This is a genomic window from Agromyces fucosus, assembly GCF_004134865.1.
Classification (GTDB): Bacteria; Actinomycetota; Actinomycetes; order Actinomycetales; family Microbacteriaceae; genus Agromyces; species Agromyces fucosus.
Genome location: NZ_SDPO01000001.1, coordinates 529,360 through 546,375, shown reverse-complemented (window position 1 = coordinate 546,375; position 17,016 = coordinate 529,360). Strand labels below are relative to the sequence as shown.

The following is a 17,016-nucleotide window of genomic DNA, read 5'->3' as shown; positions in this document are numbered from 1 at the left end:
CACCCGCCGTCATCGCACCGTTCACCGAGTACGTGCCGTCGCCCGAGGTCCGCTTCGGTCGACCGGCCGGAGGACCACCTCTCGGTAGGCTTGCGGGCATGACGACGATCCTCGTGCTCAATGGCCCGAACCTCGGCCGACTCGGCACCCGCGAACCCGAGGTCTACGGCAGCGAGAGCCTCGCCGACATCCGCGACTCGATCGCAGGGGCGGTGCCCGACGACGTCGAGATCGACCTGCGCCAGAGCGACGACGAGGCGGAACTGATCGGCTGGATCCACGAGGCCGTCGACCGGAAGCTCCCGGTCGTGCTGAATCCGGCCGCGTTCACCCATTACAGCTACGCGCTGCGCGATGCGGCGGCCCAGTTGAAGCAGGCCGGGGTGCCGCTCGTCGAGGTGCACCTCTCGAACCCGCACACTCGTGAGACATTCCGGCACACGAGCGTGATCTCCGGTGTCGCCACCGGGGTGATCGCGGGCTTCGGCAGCGACTCGTACCGCATGGCCGTCGAATGGGTCGTCAGGAACCGCTGAATACGACGCCGGGTGCGCGGCATCCGGGTGCATTGGCGCAGTCTCGACCGAGCGACTAAACTCGACCGACTGAACTTCTGCGGCCGATTCCGGCCGAGCCTCTTCGCAACTGAACGGAACACACACGCATGGCAAGCACCGCTGACATCAAGAACGGCGTCGTCCTCTCCATCGACGGTCAGCTCTGGAGCGTCATCGAGTTCCAGCACGTCAAGCCCGGCAAGGGCGGTGCGTTCGTGCGCACCAAGCTGAAGAACGTCGTCTCGGGCAAGACCGTCGACCGCACGTACAACGCGGGCGCGAAGATCGAGATCGAGAACGTCGACCGTCGTGACTTCACCTACCTCTACAGCGACGGCGACGGCTTCGTCTTCATGGACCAGACCGACTTCGACCAGCTCACGGTGCCCGGCACCGTCGTCGGCGACGCCGCGAACTTCATGCTCGAGAACCAGTCGGTGACCGTCGCGCTGAACAACGGCAACCCGCTCTACGTCGAGCTGCCCGCCTCGGTCGTGCTCGAGATCACCTACACGGAGCCGGGCCTGCAGGGCGACCGCTCCACCGGCGGCACGAAGCCCGCGACGGTCGAGACCGGCTACGAGATCCAGGTGCCGCTCTTCCTCGAGACCGGCACGAAGGTCAAGGTCGACACCCGCACGGGCGACTACCTCGGCCGCGTGAACGACTAGTGAGCGCTCGTACGAAGGCGCGCAAGCGCGCGCTCGACCTGTTGTACTCGGCCGACATGCGTCAGGTGCCGGTCGAGCAGATGCTCGTCGTCGAGGCCGAGAAGGCGGCGAGCGAACCCGAGCGGGCCGCCTCGTGGCTCTACGCACGCGAGATCGTCGACGGCATCGTCGACAATCGCGACGAGATCGACGAACTCATCGAGACGCACTCGCACGGCTGGACCCTCGAGCGGATGCCGGCGGTCGACCGTGCGATCCTGCGCATCGGCGTGTGGGAGATCATCCACAACGACGCCGTGCCCGACCCCGTCGCGATCTCCGAGGCGGTCGAAGCGGCCACGGTGCTCTCGACCGACGACTCGGCCGGCTTCGTGAACGGCCTGCTCGCAGCGATCTCGCACTCGAAGGCCTGACGCCCGAGCTCCTTCCGGCTTCCGCTCGATCCGCGTGGATGAGCCCGCTTCAGCGCCCCCGCACTCGGGGGGTTCTGCGGCCATGTCCCTGAGCCCGCGCTCGGTGGAACCACCGAGCGCGGTTCAGCGACACTCCCGACGACGCGCGCCCGCCGTGGCGATGTGATGAGTGTGCCGCCGATTCCGGCCGGCATCTCCCGCATTGCCCTCGGAAGGAGCACCATGTCCAGCACCACCATCGGAACCGGCCGCGTCGCGACCGGAACCGGGCTCGACTCGATCCTCGAACGCGCGAACTCCGCCCAGGCGGTCGTCCAGCGCTTCCTCGCTCGCGCAGGCGTGCCCGCGCTCCGCGTCGCCCTCGGCCTCGTCTTCCTCGTCTTCGGCGCGTTGAAGTTCTTCCCGGGCATGAGCCCCGTCGAAGCGCTCGTGACCCGAACCTGGAACGTGTTGTCGTTCGGCGTGATCGACGGATACGCGGCGCTCGCGCTGACCGCGGCGCTCGAGGTGTTCGTCGGCGTCACGCTCGTGACGGGCGTGCTGCTCCGGATCGGCCTGCTCGCCCTCGCGGTGACCTTCGTGGGCGTGTTCTCGCCGCTCGTGTTCTTCGCCGGCGAACTCTTCACCGCGGCCGGGCCCTCGCTCACCGCGCAGTACATCCTGAAGGACGTCGTGCTCGTGGCCGCAGCCATGGTGATCGCGGCGAAGGCATTCACGCGTCCGATCCGGTGACGCCGTGCATTCGGCCCGTCTCGCTCACGACCCCCCGCCGTTCGCGGCGGGGGGTCGTTCGCGGATCCGATAGGATGGGGGAGTTGACAACCTTTAAGGCCGTCCTGTGAGGCGGAGAAGGGAGTCGTTTGATGGCACGTGCCGTGCTCAGTCAAGCTGACATCTCGCGGGCGCTGACCCGCATCTCGCACGAGATCCTCGAGTCCAATCGTGGAAGCTCCGATCTCGTCATCCTCGGCATCCCGACCAGGGGCGTGATCCTCGCCCGTCGCATCGCCGAGACCATCGCCCGCATCGAACCGGATGCCGCACCCCCGCAGGCCGGTGCGCTCGACGTCACGATGTACCGCGACGACCTCACCCGCACGCGCACCCGCACGCCGCAGCCGACCGAGCTGCCGCCGGGCGGCATCGACGGCAAGACCGTCGTGCTCGTCGACGACGTGCTGTACTCGGGCCGCACGATCCGGGCGGCGTTCGATGCGCTCAGCGATCTCGGCCGGGCCCGGGCGGTGCGACTCGCCGTCCTCGTCGACCGAGGCCACCGCGAGTTCCCGATCCGGGCGGACTTCGTGGGCAAGAACCTGCCGAGCTCGACGCGCGAGCGCATCAACGTGCGACTGACCGAGATCGACGGGGACGACGGCGTCGCGATCGACGACACGGCCGCGACCGAAGGAGGCGAGGCCTGATGCGTCACCTCCTGAGCACCCGAGAACTCTCCCGTGAACAGGCCGTCGAACTCCTCGACATCGCCGAGGACATGGCCGCCGTGCAGGAACGCGAGGTCAAGAAGCTGCCGACGCTGCGAGGCAAGACGGTCGTGAACCTCTTCTTCGAGGATTCGACCCGCACCCGCATCTCGTTCGAGGCTGCGGCGAAGCGGCTCTCGGCCGACGTCATCAACTTCAGCGCCAAGGGCTCGAGCGTCTCGAAGGGCGAGAGCCTCAAGGACACGGCGCAGACCCTGCAGGCGATGGGCGCCGACGGCGTGGTGATCCGCCACCACGCCTCGGGCGCGCCGTACACGCTCGCGACGAGCGGATGGATCGACGCCGGTGTCGTCAACGCCGGTGACGGCACGCACGAGCACCCAACCCAGGCGCTGCTCGACGCCTTCACGATGCGCCGGCGCCTGCACGGCGCCGCGTCGCGAGGGCGAGCCCTCGACGGCGTGCACGTCGTCATCGTCGGAGACGTGCTGCACTCGCGCGTCGCGCGGTCGAACGTCTGGCTGCTCGCGACCCTCGGCGCTGAGGTCGAACTCGTCGCCCCGCCGACGCTCGTACCGGTCGACACGAGTTCGTGGCCCGCACGCGTCGGCTACGACCTCGACGCCGCCCTCGCCGGCACCCCCGACGTCGTCATGATGCTGCGCATCCAGGCGGAGCGCATGCACGCGGCGTTCTTCCCGAACAGCCGCGAATACGCGCGCACCTGGGGTCTGGACGATGCCAGGTTCGACGCACTGCCCCCCAGTACGATGGTGATGCACCCCGGCCCGATGAATCGCGGGCTCGAGATCGCCGCCCGCGCAGCCGACTCCCAGCAGTCGACGGTGCGCGAGCAGGTTGCGAACGGAGTTTCAGTGAGAATGGCCGCCCTCTACCTGTTGATGTCCGGCGATCGGGGGGACGCCTGATGAGCGAGCGTTTCCTGATCACCGGCGCGACCCTCGCGAGTGGCGAGCGCGCCGACATCCTGCTCGACGGCGGCGTGATCGCCGGCGTCGGCAGCATCGCGGATGCCTCGGGCGCGACGGTCGTCGACGCCGACGGGCTCATCGCCCTCCCCGGCCTCGTCGACCTGCACACCCACCTCCGCGAGCCCGGCTACGAGCAGAGCGAGACCGTGCTGACCGGCACGCAGGCAGCGGCTGCCGGCGGCTTCACCGCGGTGTTCGCGATGGCGAACACCTTCCCCGTCGCCGACACGGCCGGCGTCGTCGAGCAGGAGGCGAGCCTCGGGCGCGCCGCCGGGTACGCGACCGTGCAGCCCATCGGCGCCGTCACGGTCGGCCTCAAGGGCGAACAGCTCGCAGAGCTCGGCGCCATGGCCCGCTCCCGCGCGAACGTGCGCGTCTTCTCCGACGACGGCTTCTGCGTCTCCGACCCGCTGCTCATGCGCAGGGCCCTCGAGTACGTGAAGGCCTTCGACGGCGTCATCGCCCAGCACGCGCAGGAGCCCCGGCTCACCGAGGGTGCGCAGATGAACGAGGGCGCCCTCTCGGGCGAACTCGGCCTGACCGGCTGGCCGGCCGTCGCCGAGGAGTCGATCATCGCGCGTGACGTGCTCCTCGCCGAGCACGTCGGATCCCGTCTGCACGTGTGCCACGTCTCCACCGCCGGTTCCGTCGAGGTGATCCGCTGGGCGAAGGCCCGCGGCATCGACGTGACCGCCGAGGTGACCCCTCATCACCTGCTCCTGACCGAAGACCTCATCGCCGGCTACGACCCCCGGTTCAAGGTGAACCCGCCCCTCCGCCGCGCCGAAGACGTCGAGGCGCTGCGCGCCGCCCTCGCCGACGGCACGATCGACATCGTCGCGACCGACCACGCTCCGCACCCGGTCGAGGCGAAGGAGAGCGAGTGGCAGGCCGCCGCCAACGGCATGGTTGGACTCGAGTCCGCCCTCGCGGTCGTGCACGCCGCCGTCGTCGAGACGGGCCTCATGAACTGGGCGGATGTCGCACGCGTCATGTCGTCCACGCCGGCGCGCATCGGCCGGCTGCACGGCCACGGCGAGGCGATCGAGGTCGGGGCAGCGCCAGAGCTGACGCTCTACGACCCCGCCGCGGCATCCGAGTTCGACCTCGACCGGCTCGCCGGCCGCAGCACGAACTCGCCCTATCTCGGCCGTCGCCTGCCCGGGCGCGTCGTCGCGACGTTCCACGGGGGCTACCCGACCTTCCTCGACGGTGCCGTGCGCCCGCGCGACGAGGTCGCGCGCAACGCGACATCCGCTCAGGGGGTCGTGCATGGATAAGGTGATCGGCACCGTCGTCGCCATCGCGGTCGTCGCGTTCGTCGGCTGGCTCATGTACCGCTCGTGGAAGCGCCGGACCGTGCGCGACGAGTCGCTCGGGTCCTATCCCGTGCCAGCCGAGCACGGCGCGCCGGTCGTCGACGCCGAGGTGCTCTACGTCGCGACCACGCCGTTCGGGGAGCCCCTCGAGCGACTCGCGGTGCACGGGCTCGCGTTCCGCGGCTCCGGTCACGTCGAGGTGATTCCCGAGGGCGTGATCCTCCGCATCGCGGGGGAGTCGCTGACCTTCATCCCCGCCGATCGCCTCGTCGGCGCGCAGCTCGCGAGCTACGCCATCGACCGGGGGGTCGAGCCCGAGGGCCTCGTCGCCCTCACCTGGATCGCCCGGGAGCAGGGGACGCTCGAACCGACCGAACCCCGGGTCGACAGCTACGTGCGCGCCCGGTACCCGGGCGACCCCGCCAGGATCATCCAGGCGGTCAACGACATCGCCGCGGCGCCAGCGCCGCGGTCGGAACAGGACATCGCCGCAGCGCCAGCAGCGCCGCGGCCGGAACACGACATCGCCGCAGCGCCAGCAGCGCCGCGGCCAGAGCAGGAGAGTGAGGCCTCGCATGACTGAGACCCCCGCCGGCACGAGCGATTCCGCCGTGCTCGTCCTCGAAGACGGACGCCGCTACGACGGACGCGCCTACGGTGCGCGCGGCCGCACGCTCGGCGAAGCCGTCTTCGCCACCGGCATGACCGGCTACCAGGAGACCCTGACCGATCCGTCGTACGCCGGCCAGATCGTCATGATGACCGCGCCGCACATCGGCAACACGGGCATGAACGATGAAGACATGGAGTCGGCCCGCATCTGGGTGGCCGGGTTCATCGTGCGCGACCCCTCACGGGTCGTCTCGAACTTCCGCTCGCAGCGGAGCCTCGACGACGACCTCGACTCGTCGGGAGTCGTCGGCATCAGCGGCATCGACACGCGAGCGCTCACGCGGCACCTCCGCTCGGCCGGCGCCATGCGGGCCGGCATCTTCTCGGGCGACGACGCGCTGCTCACCCCCGGCGAGCAGCTCGACCTCGTGCAGAGCGGTGCGGCGATGACCGGCGCGAACCTGTCGGGTGCCGTCTCGACCAGCGAGCCCTACTCGCTGCCGGCCGAGGGCGAGCGCGTCGGATCCGTCGCGGTCCTCGACCTCGGCGTGAAGACCTCGACCCTGAAGTACCTGGCGGAGCGCGGCTTCGACGTGCACGTGGTGCCGCAGTCGGTCACCGCGGAAGAGGTGCTCGCCCTCGCGCCCGACGCGCTGTTCTTCTCGAACGGGCCCGGCGACCCCGCGGCATCCGACCGCCATGTCGAGCTGCTGCGTACCACGCTCCGCGAGGGGCTGCCGTACTTCGGCATCTGCTTCGGCAACCAGCTGCTCGGACGCGCACTCGGCTTCGGCACCTACAAGCTCCCCTTCGGCCACCGCGGCATCAACCAGCCGGTGCTCGACAAGTCCACCGGCCGAGTCGAGATCACGGCCCACAACCACGGCTTCGCCGTGGACGCCCCGATCGATCGCGTCAGCGAGTCGAGCGAGGGCTTCGGCCGCGTCGAGGTCAGCCACTACGGCCTCAACGACAACGTCGTCGAGGGACTCAACTGCCTCGACATCCCGGCGTTCAGCGTGCAGTACCACCCCGAGTCGGCGGCAGGCCCGCACGACGCGAACTACCTCTTCGACCGATTCCGCGACATGGTGATCGCGAACACGACGACGAGCACCGCGACCGAAGGAAGCAACGAGTAATGCCCAAGCGCGACGACATCAACAGCGTCCTCGTCATCGGATCCGGTCCGATCGTCATCGGACAGGCCGCCGAGTTCGACTACTCGGGCACCCAGGCGTGCCGCGTGCTCCGCGAGGAGGGCGTGCGGGTCATCCTCGTGAACCCGAACCCCGCGACGATCATGACCGACCCCGACTTCGCCGACGCGACGTACATCGAGCCGATCACGCCCGAGATCATCGAATCGATCATCATCAAGGAGCGCCCGGATGCGGTGCTCCCGACCCTCGGCGGCCAGACGGCCCTGAACGCGGCCATCGCGCTGCACGACGCGGGCATCCTCGAGAAGCACGGCGTCGAGCTCATCGGCGCGAAGGTCGACGCCATCCGCAAGGGCGAGGACCGCCAGCTCTTCAAGGACCTCGTGATCGAGGCGGGTGCCGGCGTCGCCCGCTCGCACGTCGCGAAGACGCTCGAGCAGGCGAAGGAGTTCGCCCTCGACCTCGGCTACCCGCTCGTGGTGCGCCCGTCGTTCACGATGGGCGGCCTCGGCTCGGGCTTCGCGTACACCGAGGAAGACCTCGTTCGCATCGTCACCCAGGGCCTGCACGACTCGCCCACCACCGAGGTGCTCCTCGAGGAGTCGATCCTCGGCTGGAAGGAGTACGAGCTCGAGCTCATGCGCGACACGGCCGACAACACGGTCGTCGTCTGCTCGATCGAGAACGTCGACCCGGTCGGCGTCCACACCGGCGACTCGATCACGGTGGCACCCGCCCTCACGCTGACCGACCGCGAATACCAGCACCTGCGCGACATCGGCATCGACATCATCCGCGCCGTCGGCGTCGACACCGGCGGCTGCAACATCCAGTTCGCGATCGACCCGGCCGACGGCCGCGTCATCGTCATCGAGATGAACCCGCGCGTCTCCCGTTCGAGCGCCCTCGCATCGAAGGCCACCGGCTTCCCGATCGCGAAGATCGCCGCGAAGCTCGCCATCGGCTACCGCCTCGACGAGATCCCGAACGACATCACGCGGGTCACCCCGGCGTCGTTCGAGCCGACGCTCGACTACGTCGTCGTCAAGGTGCCCCGGTTCGCGTTCGAGAAGTTCCCGGCCGCCGACCCCACTCTCACGACGACCATGAAGTCCGTCGGCGAGGCGATGGCGATCGGCCGCAACTACGCGACCGCGCTGCAGAAGGCGCTCCGCTCGCTCGAGAAGCGCGGCTCCTCGTTCCACTGGGGTGAAGAGGAGCGCTCGATCGAGGAGCTCCTCGAGGTGGCATCCGTGCCGACCGACGGCCGCATCGTCGTCGTGCAGCAGGCGCTCCGCAAGGGCGCCACGATCGAGCAGCTCTTCGAGTCGACCAAGATCGACCCGTGGTTCCTCGACCAGATCGTGCTGATCAACGAGGTCGCCGAGACCATCGCCTCGGCCGAGAACCTCGATACCGAACTGCTGCTGCTCGCGAAGGACCACGGCTTCTCCGACGCGCAGATCGGCCAGCTCCGCGGATTCGGCGAGGCCGACGCCCGCGAGGTGCGCCACATCCTCGGCATCCGCCCGGTCTACAAGACCGTCGACACGTGCGCGGGGGAGTTCCCGGCGCTCACGCCGTACCACTACTCGAGCTACGACCGCGAGACCGAGGTGGAGCCGAGCGACCGCCGCAAGGTCGTCATCCTCGGCTCGGGGCCGAACCGCATCGGCCAGGGCGTCGAGTTCGACTACTCGTGCGTGCACGCCTCCTTCGCCCTCTCGGCGGCGGGCTTCGAGACGATCATGATCAACTGCAACCCCGAGACGGTCTCGACCGACTACGACACGAGCGACCGGCTCTACTTCGAGCCGCTCACGCTCGAAGACGTGCTCGAGGTCATCCACGCCGAGTCCCAGTCGGGCGAGCTCGTCGGCGTCGTCGTGCAGCTCGGCGGCCAGACGGCGCTCGGGCTCGCGAAGGGCCTCGAGGCCGCGGGCATCCCGATCCTCGGCACGACGCCCGATGCGATCGACCTGGCCGAAGAGCGCGGTCTCTTCTCCGGCATCCTCGACGCCGCGGGCCTCCTCGCGCCGAAGAACGGCACGGCGATCGACCTCGCCGGCGCGGTGCACGTCGCGGAGGGCATCGGCTACCCGGTGCTCGTGCGTCCGAGTTACGTGCTCGGCGGCCGCGGTATGGAGATCGTCTACGACTCGCCCTCGCTGGCCGACTACTTCGCACGCATCGAGGGTCAGGGCATCGTCGGCCCCACGCATCCGCTGCTCGTCGACCGGTTCCTCGACGACGCGATCGAGATCGACGTCGACGCGCTGTACGACGGCACCGACCTCTACATCGGCGGCGTCATGGAGCACATCGAGGAGGCCGGCATCCACTCCGGCGACTCGAGCTGCACCCTGCCTCCCGTGACGCTCGGCCGCGCCGAGGTCGACCGGGTCCGCGAGGCCACCCGCGCCATCGCCGAGGGCATCGGCGTGCGTGGCCTGCTGAACGTGCAGTTCGCGATCGGCGCCGGCGTGCTCTACGTGCTCGAGGCCAACCCCCGTGCGAGCCGCACCGTGCCCTTCGTCTCGAAGGCGCTCGGCATCCCGCTCGCGAAGGCCGCATCGCGCATCATGGTCGGTGCGACCGTCGCCGAACTCATCGCCGAGGGCATGCTCCCCGCGTCCGACGGCTCGCGAGTGCCGCTCGACGCGCCGGTCGCCGTGAAGGAGGCCGTGCTGCCCTTCAGCCGGTTCCGCACCCGCGAGGGGATCATCGTCGACTCCGTGCTCGGCCCCGAGATGCGCTCGACCGGCGAGGTCATGGGCATCGACAAGGACTTCCCGACCGCGTTCGCGAAGAGCCAGCTCGCAGCCTACGGCGGCATGCCCACCTCGGGCACGGTGTTCGTGTCGGTCTCCGACCGCGACAAGCGTGCGATCATCCTGCCGGTGCTGCGACTGCAGCAGCTCGGGTACGACGTCGCAGCGACCGAGGGCACCGCAGAGGTGCTGCGTCGGAACGGCATCCGGGCGAAGGAGGTGCTGAAGTTCAGCGAGAAGACGAGCGAGGACGCGGCATCCGTGGTCGAGCTCATCCACCGCGGTGAGATCGACGTCGTCGTGAACACGCCCAGCGGGCGTTCTTCGCGCGCCGACGGCTACGAGATCCGTGCAGCGGCTGTGGCGTCCGACATCCCGCTGTTCACGACCATCGCCGAGCTCTCGGCGGCGGTCGCCTCGCTCGACGTGCAGCGCGACGGCTTCGAGGTCACGAGCCTGCAGGAGTACGCCCGCCGTCGGGAGGCGAACGCATGAGCGACGTCACGCCCTTCGGCGACCGGCTCGAAGCCGTCTTCGCCGCGTACGGCCGGCTCTGCGTGGGCATCGACCCGCACGCCTCGCTCCTCGACCAGTGGGGGCTTCCCGACTCGGCAGAGGGTCTGCGCGAGTTCGGCCTTCGCACGATCGACGCCGCCGCAGGGCGCGTCGGCATCGTGAAGCCGCAGGTCGCCTTCTTCGAGCGGCACGGGGCGGCGGGCTACGCGGCGCTCGAGCGCGTGCTCGCCGAGGCCCGCGACGCCGGCCTGATCGTGATCGCCGACGTGAAGCGCGGGGACATCGGCTCGAGCGTCGAGGCCTACGGGCAGGCCTGGCTGACGCCCGGATCGAGCCTCGAGGCCGACGCGATGACGATCAGCGCGTACCAGGGCCTCGGCTCGATCGCCGGAGTGCTCGAGGCCGCCGAGTCGACCGGCAAGGGCGCCTTCGTGCTCGCCGCGACCTCGAACCCCGAGGCCGCCGCGATCCAGCGCGCCGTGCTGCAACAGTCGAGCCGTGCCGGCTCCACGGTCGCCCAGGCCGTCACGAGCGGAGTCGTCGCCTGGAACCAGGGTCGGGCGGATGCCGCGACGCGCGGGCTCGGCTCGGTCGGCGTCGTGCTCGGCGCGACGATCGACCTGCGCAGTTCGGGCATCGACCTCGACGTCGATCCGCCGCGACCGGGGCTCCCGGTGCTGGCACCCGGCTTCGGACATCAGGGCGCCGAACTCCGCGACCTCCGCGCGATCTTCGGGTCGCTCGCCGCCGGCGTCATCGTGAGCGAGTCGCGATCGATCCTCGGTGCAGGGCCCGACGGCCTCGCCGAGGCGATCACGCGCCGCGTCGGCGATGTGGGGGCGACGAGTGTCTGAGCAGACGACCGTCTCGGGGGCTGCGCGCCCCACACCCCCCGACGTCGATCGGGTGGCGGCATCCCGTGCCGCAGTCGCAGCGCGTCGCGCACGCGCGACCGTCAAGTCCGCGATCGCCGCCGGCTCGCGAAGCCCGCTCGACGTGCTGCGCGAGGCGTTCGAATCGCCTGAAGGCGTCGAGGGGCGCCTTCGCGTCACCGAGTTCCTCACCTCGATCCCCGCGATCGGGCAGACGAAGTCGGCGCGCATCATGGAGGAGCTCGAGATTTCGCCGTCCAAGCGTCTCGGTGGCCTCGGTCGCCTGCAGCGGCGGCGCCTCCGCGAGTTCCTCGCGGACTGGGTCGCCGCGCACGGTGGCACGGGCGACCGTCTCGTCGTCCTCGCCGGACCGACCGCGGTGGGCAAGGGCACCGTCGCCGAGTACATCCGCCGCAACCACCCCGATGTGCGTCTCTCCGTCTCGGCGACGACGCGTCAGCCGCGACCCGGCGAGGTCGAGGGCGAGAGCTACTTCTTCGTCGACGACGCCGAGTTCGAACGCATGGTCGAGGCCGGCGAACTGCTCGAATGGGCGACCGTGCACAACGCGTCGCGATACGGCACGCCCCGCAAGGCGGTCGAAGAGGCGATCGCGGCGGGCAACAGCGTGCTGCTCGAGATCGACATCCAGGGCGCCCGATCGGTTCGGCGCGCCGCACCCGAGGCGACGCTCGTCTTCCTCCTGCCGCCGAGCTGGGACGAACTCGTGCGCCGACTCGTCGGTCGGGGCACTGAGAGCCCGGCCGAACAGCAGCGCCGTCTCGAGACTGCGAAGGTCGAATTGGCGGCCGTCGAGGAGTTCGACCACCAGGTCGTGAACCACGACGTCGCCGAAGCGGCGCAGGAGGTCGTAGACTTGATGAGATCTCGCAAGGGTCGGCGTTGAGCTGCCCTCGTCACGACTTTCCGCGCACCGAGGGTGCGCATCCACGATCTAAGGAGTCATTCCATGGCTGAGAAGCTGTCCGGCATCATCGACCCGCCCATCGACGACCTGCTCTCCAAGGTCGACTCGAAGTACCAGCTGGTCATCTTCGCGTCCAAGCGCGCGCGCCAGATCAACGACTACTACGCCGACCTGCACGAAGGCAGCCTCTTCGACAACGTCGGCCCGCTCGTGGACTCCTCGATCGACGACAAGCCGTTGTCGGTCGCGATGCACGAGATCAACGAAGACAAGCTCCGGCTCCGCCCGATCGCCGAGTGATCCGGAGGGCCGGATGACTCGGCTCAACATCGTCGTCGGCATCACGGGCGGCATCGCGGCGTACAAGGCCGTCGGGGTCGTGCGCGCGCTCGTGCTCGCCGGCCACGACGTCCACGTCGTGCCGACCGAGGGCGCGCTGCGCTTCGTCGGCAGGCCGACACTCGAGGCGATCTCGCGCAATCCGGTGCACACCGAGTTGTACGAGGGTGTCGCCGAGGTGCGGCACGTCGCCATCGGCCAGGCCGCCGACCTGATCGTCATCGCGCCGGCCACCGCGAACTCCATCGCGAAGCTCGCGACGGGCCTCGCCGACGACCTCCTCGGCAACACGCTGCTCGCGAGCGAGGCGCCCGTCGTGATCGCTCCGGCCATGCACACCGAGATGTGGCGTCATCCCGCCACCCGGGCGAACGTCGAGACGCTCCGTTCGCGCGGGGTCACGATCGTGGGTCCCGCGGTCGGCCAGCTCACCGGCTCCGACAGCGGCCCGGGTCGCATGGAGGAGCCCGACGAGATCGTGCGCATCGCCCTCGAGCGCGTGCTCGGGCGCGGCGCCGGCGCCGAGGCATCCGCTCGCCGTGGTGATCTCGCAGGCCGCCATGTCGTGGTGAGCGCCGGCGGTACGCGCGAGCCGCTCGATCCCGTGCGCTTCCTCGGCAACCGTTCGAGCGGCAAGCAGGGCATCGCGATCGCCGAGGCGGCGCGTGAACGCGGAGCGAAGGTCACCCTCATCGCCGCGAATCTCGAGGTCGCCGAGCCCGACGGCTGCGACATCCGCCGCGTCTCGACCGCCCTCGAACTGCAGGCCGCGGTGACCGAGGCCGCGAGCGGCGCCGACGTCGTCGTGATGGCCGCAGCCGTGGCCGACTACCGGCCCGCGAGCGTCAGCGAGGGCAAGATCAAGAAGGACCAGAGCGACGACGGGCTGACGCTCGAACTGGTGCGCAACCCCGACATCCTCTCGGGCCTCGGCCATGCGCCGCATGCGGGAACGCTGCTCGTCGGCTTCGCGGCCGAGACCGAGCCCGACGACGACCGCCTCATCGCGCTCGGCCGCGGCAAGCGCGAGGCGAAGGGCGCCGACCTGCTCGTCGTCAACCGCGTCGGCTGGAACGAGGGCTTCGCGAGCGACGAGAACCGGGTCGTCGTGATCGGCCGTGACGGCGACGTCGTCACACGAGCACACGGAACGAAACAGTCGGTGGCGCATGACATCCTCGATGTGGTGGTCACGGAAGTGACCACAGCCACCGCCGCGACGAACTCGAAGGAATCAGAAACCGCATGAGCGCACTCCGCCGCTTCACCTCCGAGTCCGTCACCGAAGGCCACCCCGACAAGCTCTGCGACCAGATCTCCGACTCCATCCTCGATGCGTTGCTCCGCGAAGACCCGCACAGCCGGGTCGCGGTCGAGACGCTCGTGACCACGGGTCTCGTGCACGTCGCGGGCGAGGTCACCACGAGCGGGTACGTCGAGATCCCGGCCATCGTGCGCGAGCGCGTCACCTCGATCGGCTACGACTCCGCCGACGCCTGGTTCGACGGGCGTTCGTGCGGCGTCTCGGTCTCGATCGGCGGGCAGTCGCCCGATATCGCGCAGGGCGTCGACCATGCGTTCGAGGCTCGCGAGGGATCGAGCGAAGACGCCCTCGACATGCAGGGCGCCGGCGACCAGGGCATCATGTTCGGCTACGCCACGCGCGAGACCCCCGAGCTCATGCCGGTGCCGATCTGGCTCGCGCACCGCCTCGCCGAGCGCCTCTCCGCCGTGCGCAAGAGCGGCGAGCTCGACTACCTCCGCCCCGACGGCAAGACGCAGGTCACGATCGGCTACGACGGACAGGTGCCGAAGACGGTCGAGACCGTCGTGCTCTCGACGCAGCACACCCTCGCGGTGTCGACCGAGCAACTGCGCGCCGAGGTCGAAGAGCTCGTGATCCGCCCCGTGCTCGACACCGTCGAGCTCGCGCGCCCCGACCTCGCCGTGCTCATCAACCCGACCGGTCGCTTCGAGATCGGCGGCCCGCAGGGCGACGCGGGTCTCACCGGCCGCAAGATCATCATCGACACCTACGGCGGCGCGAGCCGGCACGGCGGCGGCGCCTTCAGCGGCAAGGATCCGTCGAAGGTCGACCGCTCGGCGGCATACGCGATGCGCTGGGTCGCGAAGAACGCCGTCGCGGCAGGCCTCGCCGACCGTCTCGAACTGCAGGTGGCGTACGCCATCGGCAAGGCGGCGCCCGTCGGGCTCTACGTCGAGAGCTTCGGCACCGGTGCCCTGCCCGACGAGCAGATCACCGCGGCGATCCGCGAGGTGTTCGACCTGCGACCGGCGGCGATCATCCGCGACCTCGACCTGCTGCGCCCCATCTACGCGCAGACCGCGAGCTACGGCCACTTCGGCCGCGAGCTGCCCGACTTCACGTGGGAGCGCCTCGACCGCGTCGACGATCTCCGCTCCGCTGCCGGACTCTGACGTGGCCGGCGGCTCCGTCGCCCGCGTGCTCGTCGACTCGCCGCTCCCGCAGCTCGACCAGCTCTTCGACTATGCGGTGCCCGAGCGGCTCCGCGACGCCGCGGTCGCCGGTGTGCGCGTGCGCGTTCCGCTGCGTTCCGGCGGGCGCATCGCCAACGGATGGCTCGTCGAGCTCGCGTCCTCGAGCGAGTACGACGGGCGTCTCAGCGAGCTCGAAGACGTGGTCTCCGAAGTGCCGCTCCTGACGCCGGAGGTGTGGGCGCTCGCACGTGCCGCGGCCGACCGCGCGGCCGGCAACGCCGGCGACATCCTGCGGGTGGCCATTCCGAGCCGCTATGTGCGGGCCGAGCGGGCGTGGCGGGCGGCCGAGCCGGACGCGGGCGAGCTGCCGGGTCCGGCCGCGCCGATTCCGGGCTACGAGCCGGGCCGCATCGAGACGGGTATCGACGCGGGCGAGCGGATGGCGCTGGCCGCCGATCCCCGCCCAGTACTGCTCTCCTCGGGCGAGTGGGTCGGTGCGTGGGCGGCGACGCTCGCTGCGGCGGCCGCGCACACGCTCGCGGCCGACCGTTCGAGTCTCATCGTCGTGCCCGACTATCGCGACCAGGAGCAGCTGCAGGCGGCCCTCGCCGATCGCATCGACCCTCGCCGGGTGCTCCGCACCGATGCGCGGCAGACGGGCGGTGAGCGGTTCCGCGCGTTCCTCGACGCGACGGGCACCCAAGCCCGCGTCGTCATCGGCAACCGCTCGACGGTCTACGCGCCGGCGTCGCGTCTCGGCCTCATCGCCATCTGGGACGACGGGGACTCGCTCCAGAACGAGCAGCTCTCGCCGGGCGTGCACCCGCGGGATGCCGCGCTCATCCGGCAGGAGCAGTCGGGTGCGGCACTGCTCTTCCTCGGGCACAGCCGCAGCGTCGAGGTCGAACGCCTCGTCGAGATCGGATGGGTGCACGAGGTGCCGGCCGTCAGGCACGTTCGACCGAAGGTCATCCCGACCGAGCAGCAGGCCTCGCCCGAGCCGGGCTCGGCCAGGATCCCGTCGAGCGCGTGGCGCGCGGCGCAGCAGGCGATCGCCGAGGGGCCCGTGCTCGTGCAGGTCGCGCGGCCGGGGAACGCGCCGCTGCTCGCCTGCGATCGCTGCCGCGAGCCGGCCCGATGCGCAGCGTGCGGCGGTGCGCTCGTCGTGCCACGCAGCGGCGGCGACCCGCGATGCGTGCTGTGCGGCACGAGCGCGAGCGCCTGGAGGTGTCCGGTCTGCGAGGCCACGAAGCTGCGCGCGGTCACGGTCGGCGCGAGCCGCACGGCCGAGGAGCTCGGTCGCGCCTTCCCGAAGGCCCGCGTGATCCTCTCCGACGGCGAACGGCCGGTGCTGAAGGTCGGTGCCGAGCCCGCGCTCGTCGTCGCGACTCGAGGCGCAGAACCCATCGCCGAGGGCGGCTACCGTGCCGTGCTCCTCCTCGACGGCGAGCGGATGCTGCTGCGCGAGTCGCTTCGCGTCGCGGAAGACTGCCTGCGCTGGTGGGCGAACGCCGCGGCGCTCGCTGCGCCCGGCTCACCGGTCTACCTGGTCGGGGTGGCGGGCGCGCTCGCGCAGTCGCTCACATCATGGCGGCTCTCCGAGTGGGCGAGCGGCGAACTCGCGAGCCGCCGGGCGTTGCGGTTCCCGCCTGCGGTGCGGGTCGCGAGCGTCACGGCGGCGCCCGCCCTGGTCGCCAGGGCGCTCGACGCTGCACGGGACGCGGCCGCCGGCGTCGACTCGCTCGGCCCGGTGCCGGCCGACGAGGGACTCGAGCGCGGCATCGTGCGGTTCGACTACGCCGCAGGTGCAGCGGTCGCGAAGGCGCTCCGAGCCGAGATGATCCGGGTCGCGACCGAGCGACGGCGCCCGGTCGCCGGGCAGCCGCCCAAGCGGCCCGCGGTGCTCCGGGTGCGTTTCGACGACCCCGAGGTCCCGTAGTCCGCCTTCGTCGGTGACA

General features: G+C 70.4%; 16 protein-coding genes. All 16 read left to right on the top strand.

From position 1 onward, the window contains the following. The first annotated feature begins 98 nt into the window (after positions 1-98). The 16 genes from ESP57_RS02565 to ESP57_RS02490 all read left to right on the top strand — a co-directional run bounded on the left by ESP57_RS02565 (position 99) and on the right by ESP57_RS02490 (position 16,997). Positions 99-536, top strand: coding sequence for a type II 3-dehydroquinate dehydratase (locus tag ESP57_RS02565; protein ID WP_056009307.1), 438 nt, complete (start codon positions 99-101; stop codon positions 534-536). Between the two features lie 128 nt (positions 537-664). Beyond that, positions 665-1,228 (top strand): elongation factor P, encoded by a 564-nt coding sequence (gene efp, locus ESP57_RS02560; RefSeq protein WP_056009305.1) that lies wholly within the window; start codon positions 665-667, stop codon positions 1,226-1,228. Beyond that, positions 1,228-1,641 (top strand): transcription antitermination factor NusB, encoded by a 414-nt coding sequence (gene nusB / locus ESP57_RS02555; protein ID WP_056009303.1) that lies wholly within the window; start codon positions 1,228-1,230, stop codon positions 1,639-1,641. The genes efp and nusB overlap by 1 nt, the downstream gene beginning before the upstream one ends. Positions 1,642-1,863: 222 nt before the next feature. Beyond that, complete coding sequence (locus tag ESP57_RS02550) at positions 1,864-2,373, top strand: DoxX family membrane protein (RefSeq protein ID WP_115957766.1); 510 nt, start codon at positions 1,864-1,866, stop codon at positions 2,371-2,373. Positions 2,374-2,501: 128 nt separating this feature from the next. Continuing rightward, a complete protein-coding gene (gene pyrR / locus ESP57_RS02545; protein ID WP_056009299.1) occupies positions 2,502-3,065 on the top strand; it encodes a bifunctional pyr operon transcriptional regulator/uracil phosphoribosyltransferase PyrR in 564 nt (187 codons plus the stop codon). Continuing rightward, the gene (locus ESP57_RS02540) at positions 3,065-4,015 is read left to right on the top strand and encodes an aspartate carbamoyltransferase catalytic subunit (protein WP_056009297.1); all 951 of its coding nucleotides are present in this window, start codon (positions 3,065-3,067) and stop codon (positions 4,013-4,015) included. The genes pyrR and ESP57_RS02540 overlap by 1 nt, the downstream gene beginning before the upstream one ends. Then, positions 4,015-5,358 carry a dihydroorotase gene (locus ESP57_RS02535; protein WP_115957768.1) on the top strand — a complete coding sequence of 448 codons (1,344 nt, stop codon included), beginning with the start codon at positions 4,015-4,017 and terminating at the stop codon, positions 5,356-5,358. The genes ESP57_RS02540 and ESP57_RS02535 overlap by 1 nt, the downstream gene beginning before the upstream one ends. Next, positions 5,351-5,980 carry a PH-like domain-containing protein gene (locus ESP57_RS02530; protein ID WP_129230457.1) on the top strand — a complete coding sequence of 210 codons (630 nt, stop codon included), beginning with the start codon at positions 5,351-5,353 and terminating at the stop codon, positions 5,978-5,980. The genes ESP57_RS02535 and ESP57_RS02530 overlap by 8 nt, the downstream gene beginning before the upstream one ends. Further along, the gene (carA, locus tag ESP57_RS02525) at positions 5,973-7,151 is read left to right on the top strand and encodes a glutamine-hydrolyzing carbamoyl-phosphate synthase small subunit (RefSeq protein ID WP_199470562.1); all 1,179 of its coding nucleotides are present in this window, start codon (positions 5,973-5,975) and stop codon (positions 7,149-7,151) included. Before ESP57_RS02530 ends, carA begins: the two co-directional genes overlap by 8 nt. Next, positions 7,151-10,438: a carbamoyl-phosphate synthase large subunit gene (carB, locus tag ESP57_RS02520; RefSeq protein ID WP_129230456.1), complete on the top strand. Its 3,288-nt coding sequence runs from the start codon at positions 7,151-7,153 to the stop codon at positions 10,436-10,438. The genes carA and carB overlap by 1 nt, the downstream gene beginning before the upstream one ends. Then, on the top strand, positions 10,435-11,313 hold the full coding sequence (gene pyrF, locus ESP57_RS02515) for an orotidine-5'-phosphate decarboxylase (protein ID WP_129230455.1): 879 nt from the start codon (positions 10,435-10,437) through the stop codon (positions 11,311-11,313). Before carB ends, pyrF begins: the two co-directional genes overlap by 4 nt. Next, entirely contained in the window at positions 11,306-12,238 is a 933-nt protein-coding gene (gene gmk, locus ESP57_RS02510; RefSeq protein WP_243648373.1) for a guanylate kinase, read from the top strand. The genes pyrF and gmk overlap by 8 nt, the downstream gene beginning before the upstream one ends. A gap of 63 nt (positions 12,239-12,301) precedes the next feature. After that, positions 12,302-12,559, top strand: a complete 258-nt coding sequence (gene rpoZ, locus ESP57_RS02505) for a DNA-directed RNA polymerase subunit omega (RefSeq protein ID WP_056009287.1) — start codon at positions 12,302-12,304, stop codon at positions 12,557-12,559. Between the two features lie 13 nt (positions 12,560-12,572). Then, a complete protein-coding gene (gene coaBC / locus ESP57_RS02500) occupies positions 12,573-13,847 on the top strand; it encodes a bifunctional phosphopantothenoylcysteine decarboxylase/phosphopantothenate--cysteine ligase CoaBC (RefSeq protein ID WP_129230453.1) in 1,275 nt (424 codons plus the stop codon). Continuing rightward, complete coding sequence (gene metK, locus ESP57_RS02495; protein ID WP_056009284.1) at positions 13,844-15,037, top strand: methionine adenosyltransferase; 1,194 nt, start codon at positions 13,844-13,846, stop codon at positions 15,035-15,037. Before coaBC ends, metK begins: the two co-directional genes overlap by 4 nt. Before the next feature lies 1 nt (position 15,038). Continuing rightward, positions 15,039-16,997, top strand: coding sequence for a primosomal protein N' family DNA-binding protein (locus tag ESP57_RS02490; protein ID WP_129230452.1), 1,959 nt, complete (start codon positions 15,039-15,041; stop codon positions 16,995-16,997). Positions 16,998-17,016 lie beyond the last annotated feature (19 nt).

Excerpts from the sequence above, each read along its gene's own strand:
- metK (WP_056009284.1), top strand. The coding sequence starts at position 13,844 with ATGAGCGCACTCCGCCGCTTCACCTCCGAGTCCGTCACCGAAGGCCAC.
- ESP57_RS02550 (WP_115957766.1), top strand. The coding sequence starts at position 1,864 with ATGTCCAGCACCACCATCGGAACCGGCCGCGTCGCGACCGGAACCGGG.
- pyrF (WP_129230455.1), top strand. The coding sequence starts at position 10,435 with ATGAGCGACGTCACGCCCTTCGGCGACCGGCTCGAAGCCGTCTTCGCC.
- carB (WP_129230456.1), top strand. The coding sequence starts at position 7,151 with ATGCCCAAGCGCGACGACATCAACAGCGTCCTCGTCATCGGATCCGGT.
- ESP57_RS02540 (WP_056009297.1), top strand. The coding sequence starts at position 3,065 with ATGCGTCACCTCCTGAGCACCCGAGAACTCTCCCGTGAACAGGCCGTC.
- rpoZ (WP_056009287.1), top strand. The coding sequence starts at position 12,302 with ATGGCTGAGAAGCTGTCCGGCATCATCGACCCGCCCATCGACGACCTG.
- ESP57_RS02535 (WP_115957768.1), top strand. The coding sequence starts at position 4,015 with ATGAGCGAGCGTTTCCTGATCACCGGCGCGACCCTCGCGAGTGGCGAG.
- ESP57_RS02565 (WP_056009307.1), top strand. The coding sequence starts at position 99 with ATGACGACGATCCTCGTGCTCAATGGCCCGAACCTCGGCCGACTCGGC.
- efp (WP_056009305.1), top strand. The coding sequence starts at position 665 with ATGGCAAGCACCGCTGACATCAAGAACGGCGTCGTCCTCTCCATCGAC.
- ESP57_RS02530 (WP_129230457.1), top strand. The coding sequence starts at position 5,351 with ATGGATAAGGTGATCGGCACCGTCGTCGCCATCGCGGTCGTCGCGTTC.
- coaBC (WP_129230453.1), top strand. The coding sequence starts at position 12,573 with ATGACTCGGCTCAACATCGTCGTCGGCATCACGGGCGGCATCGCGGCG.
- carA (WP_199470562.1), top strand. The coding sequence starts at position 5,973 with ATGACTGAGACCCCCGCCGGCACGAGCGATTCCGCCGTGCTCGTCCTC.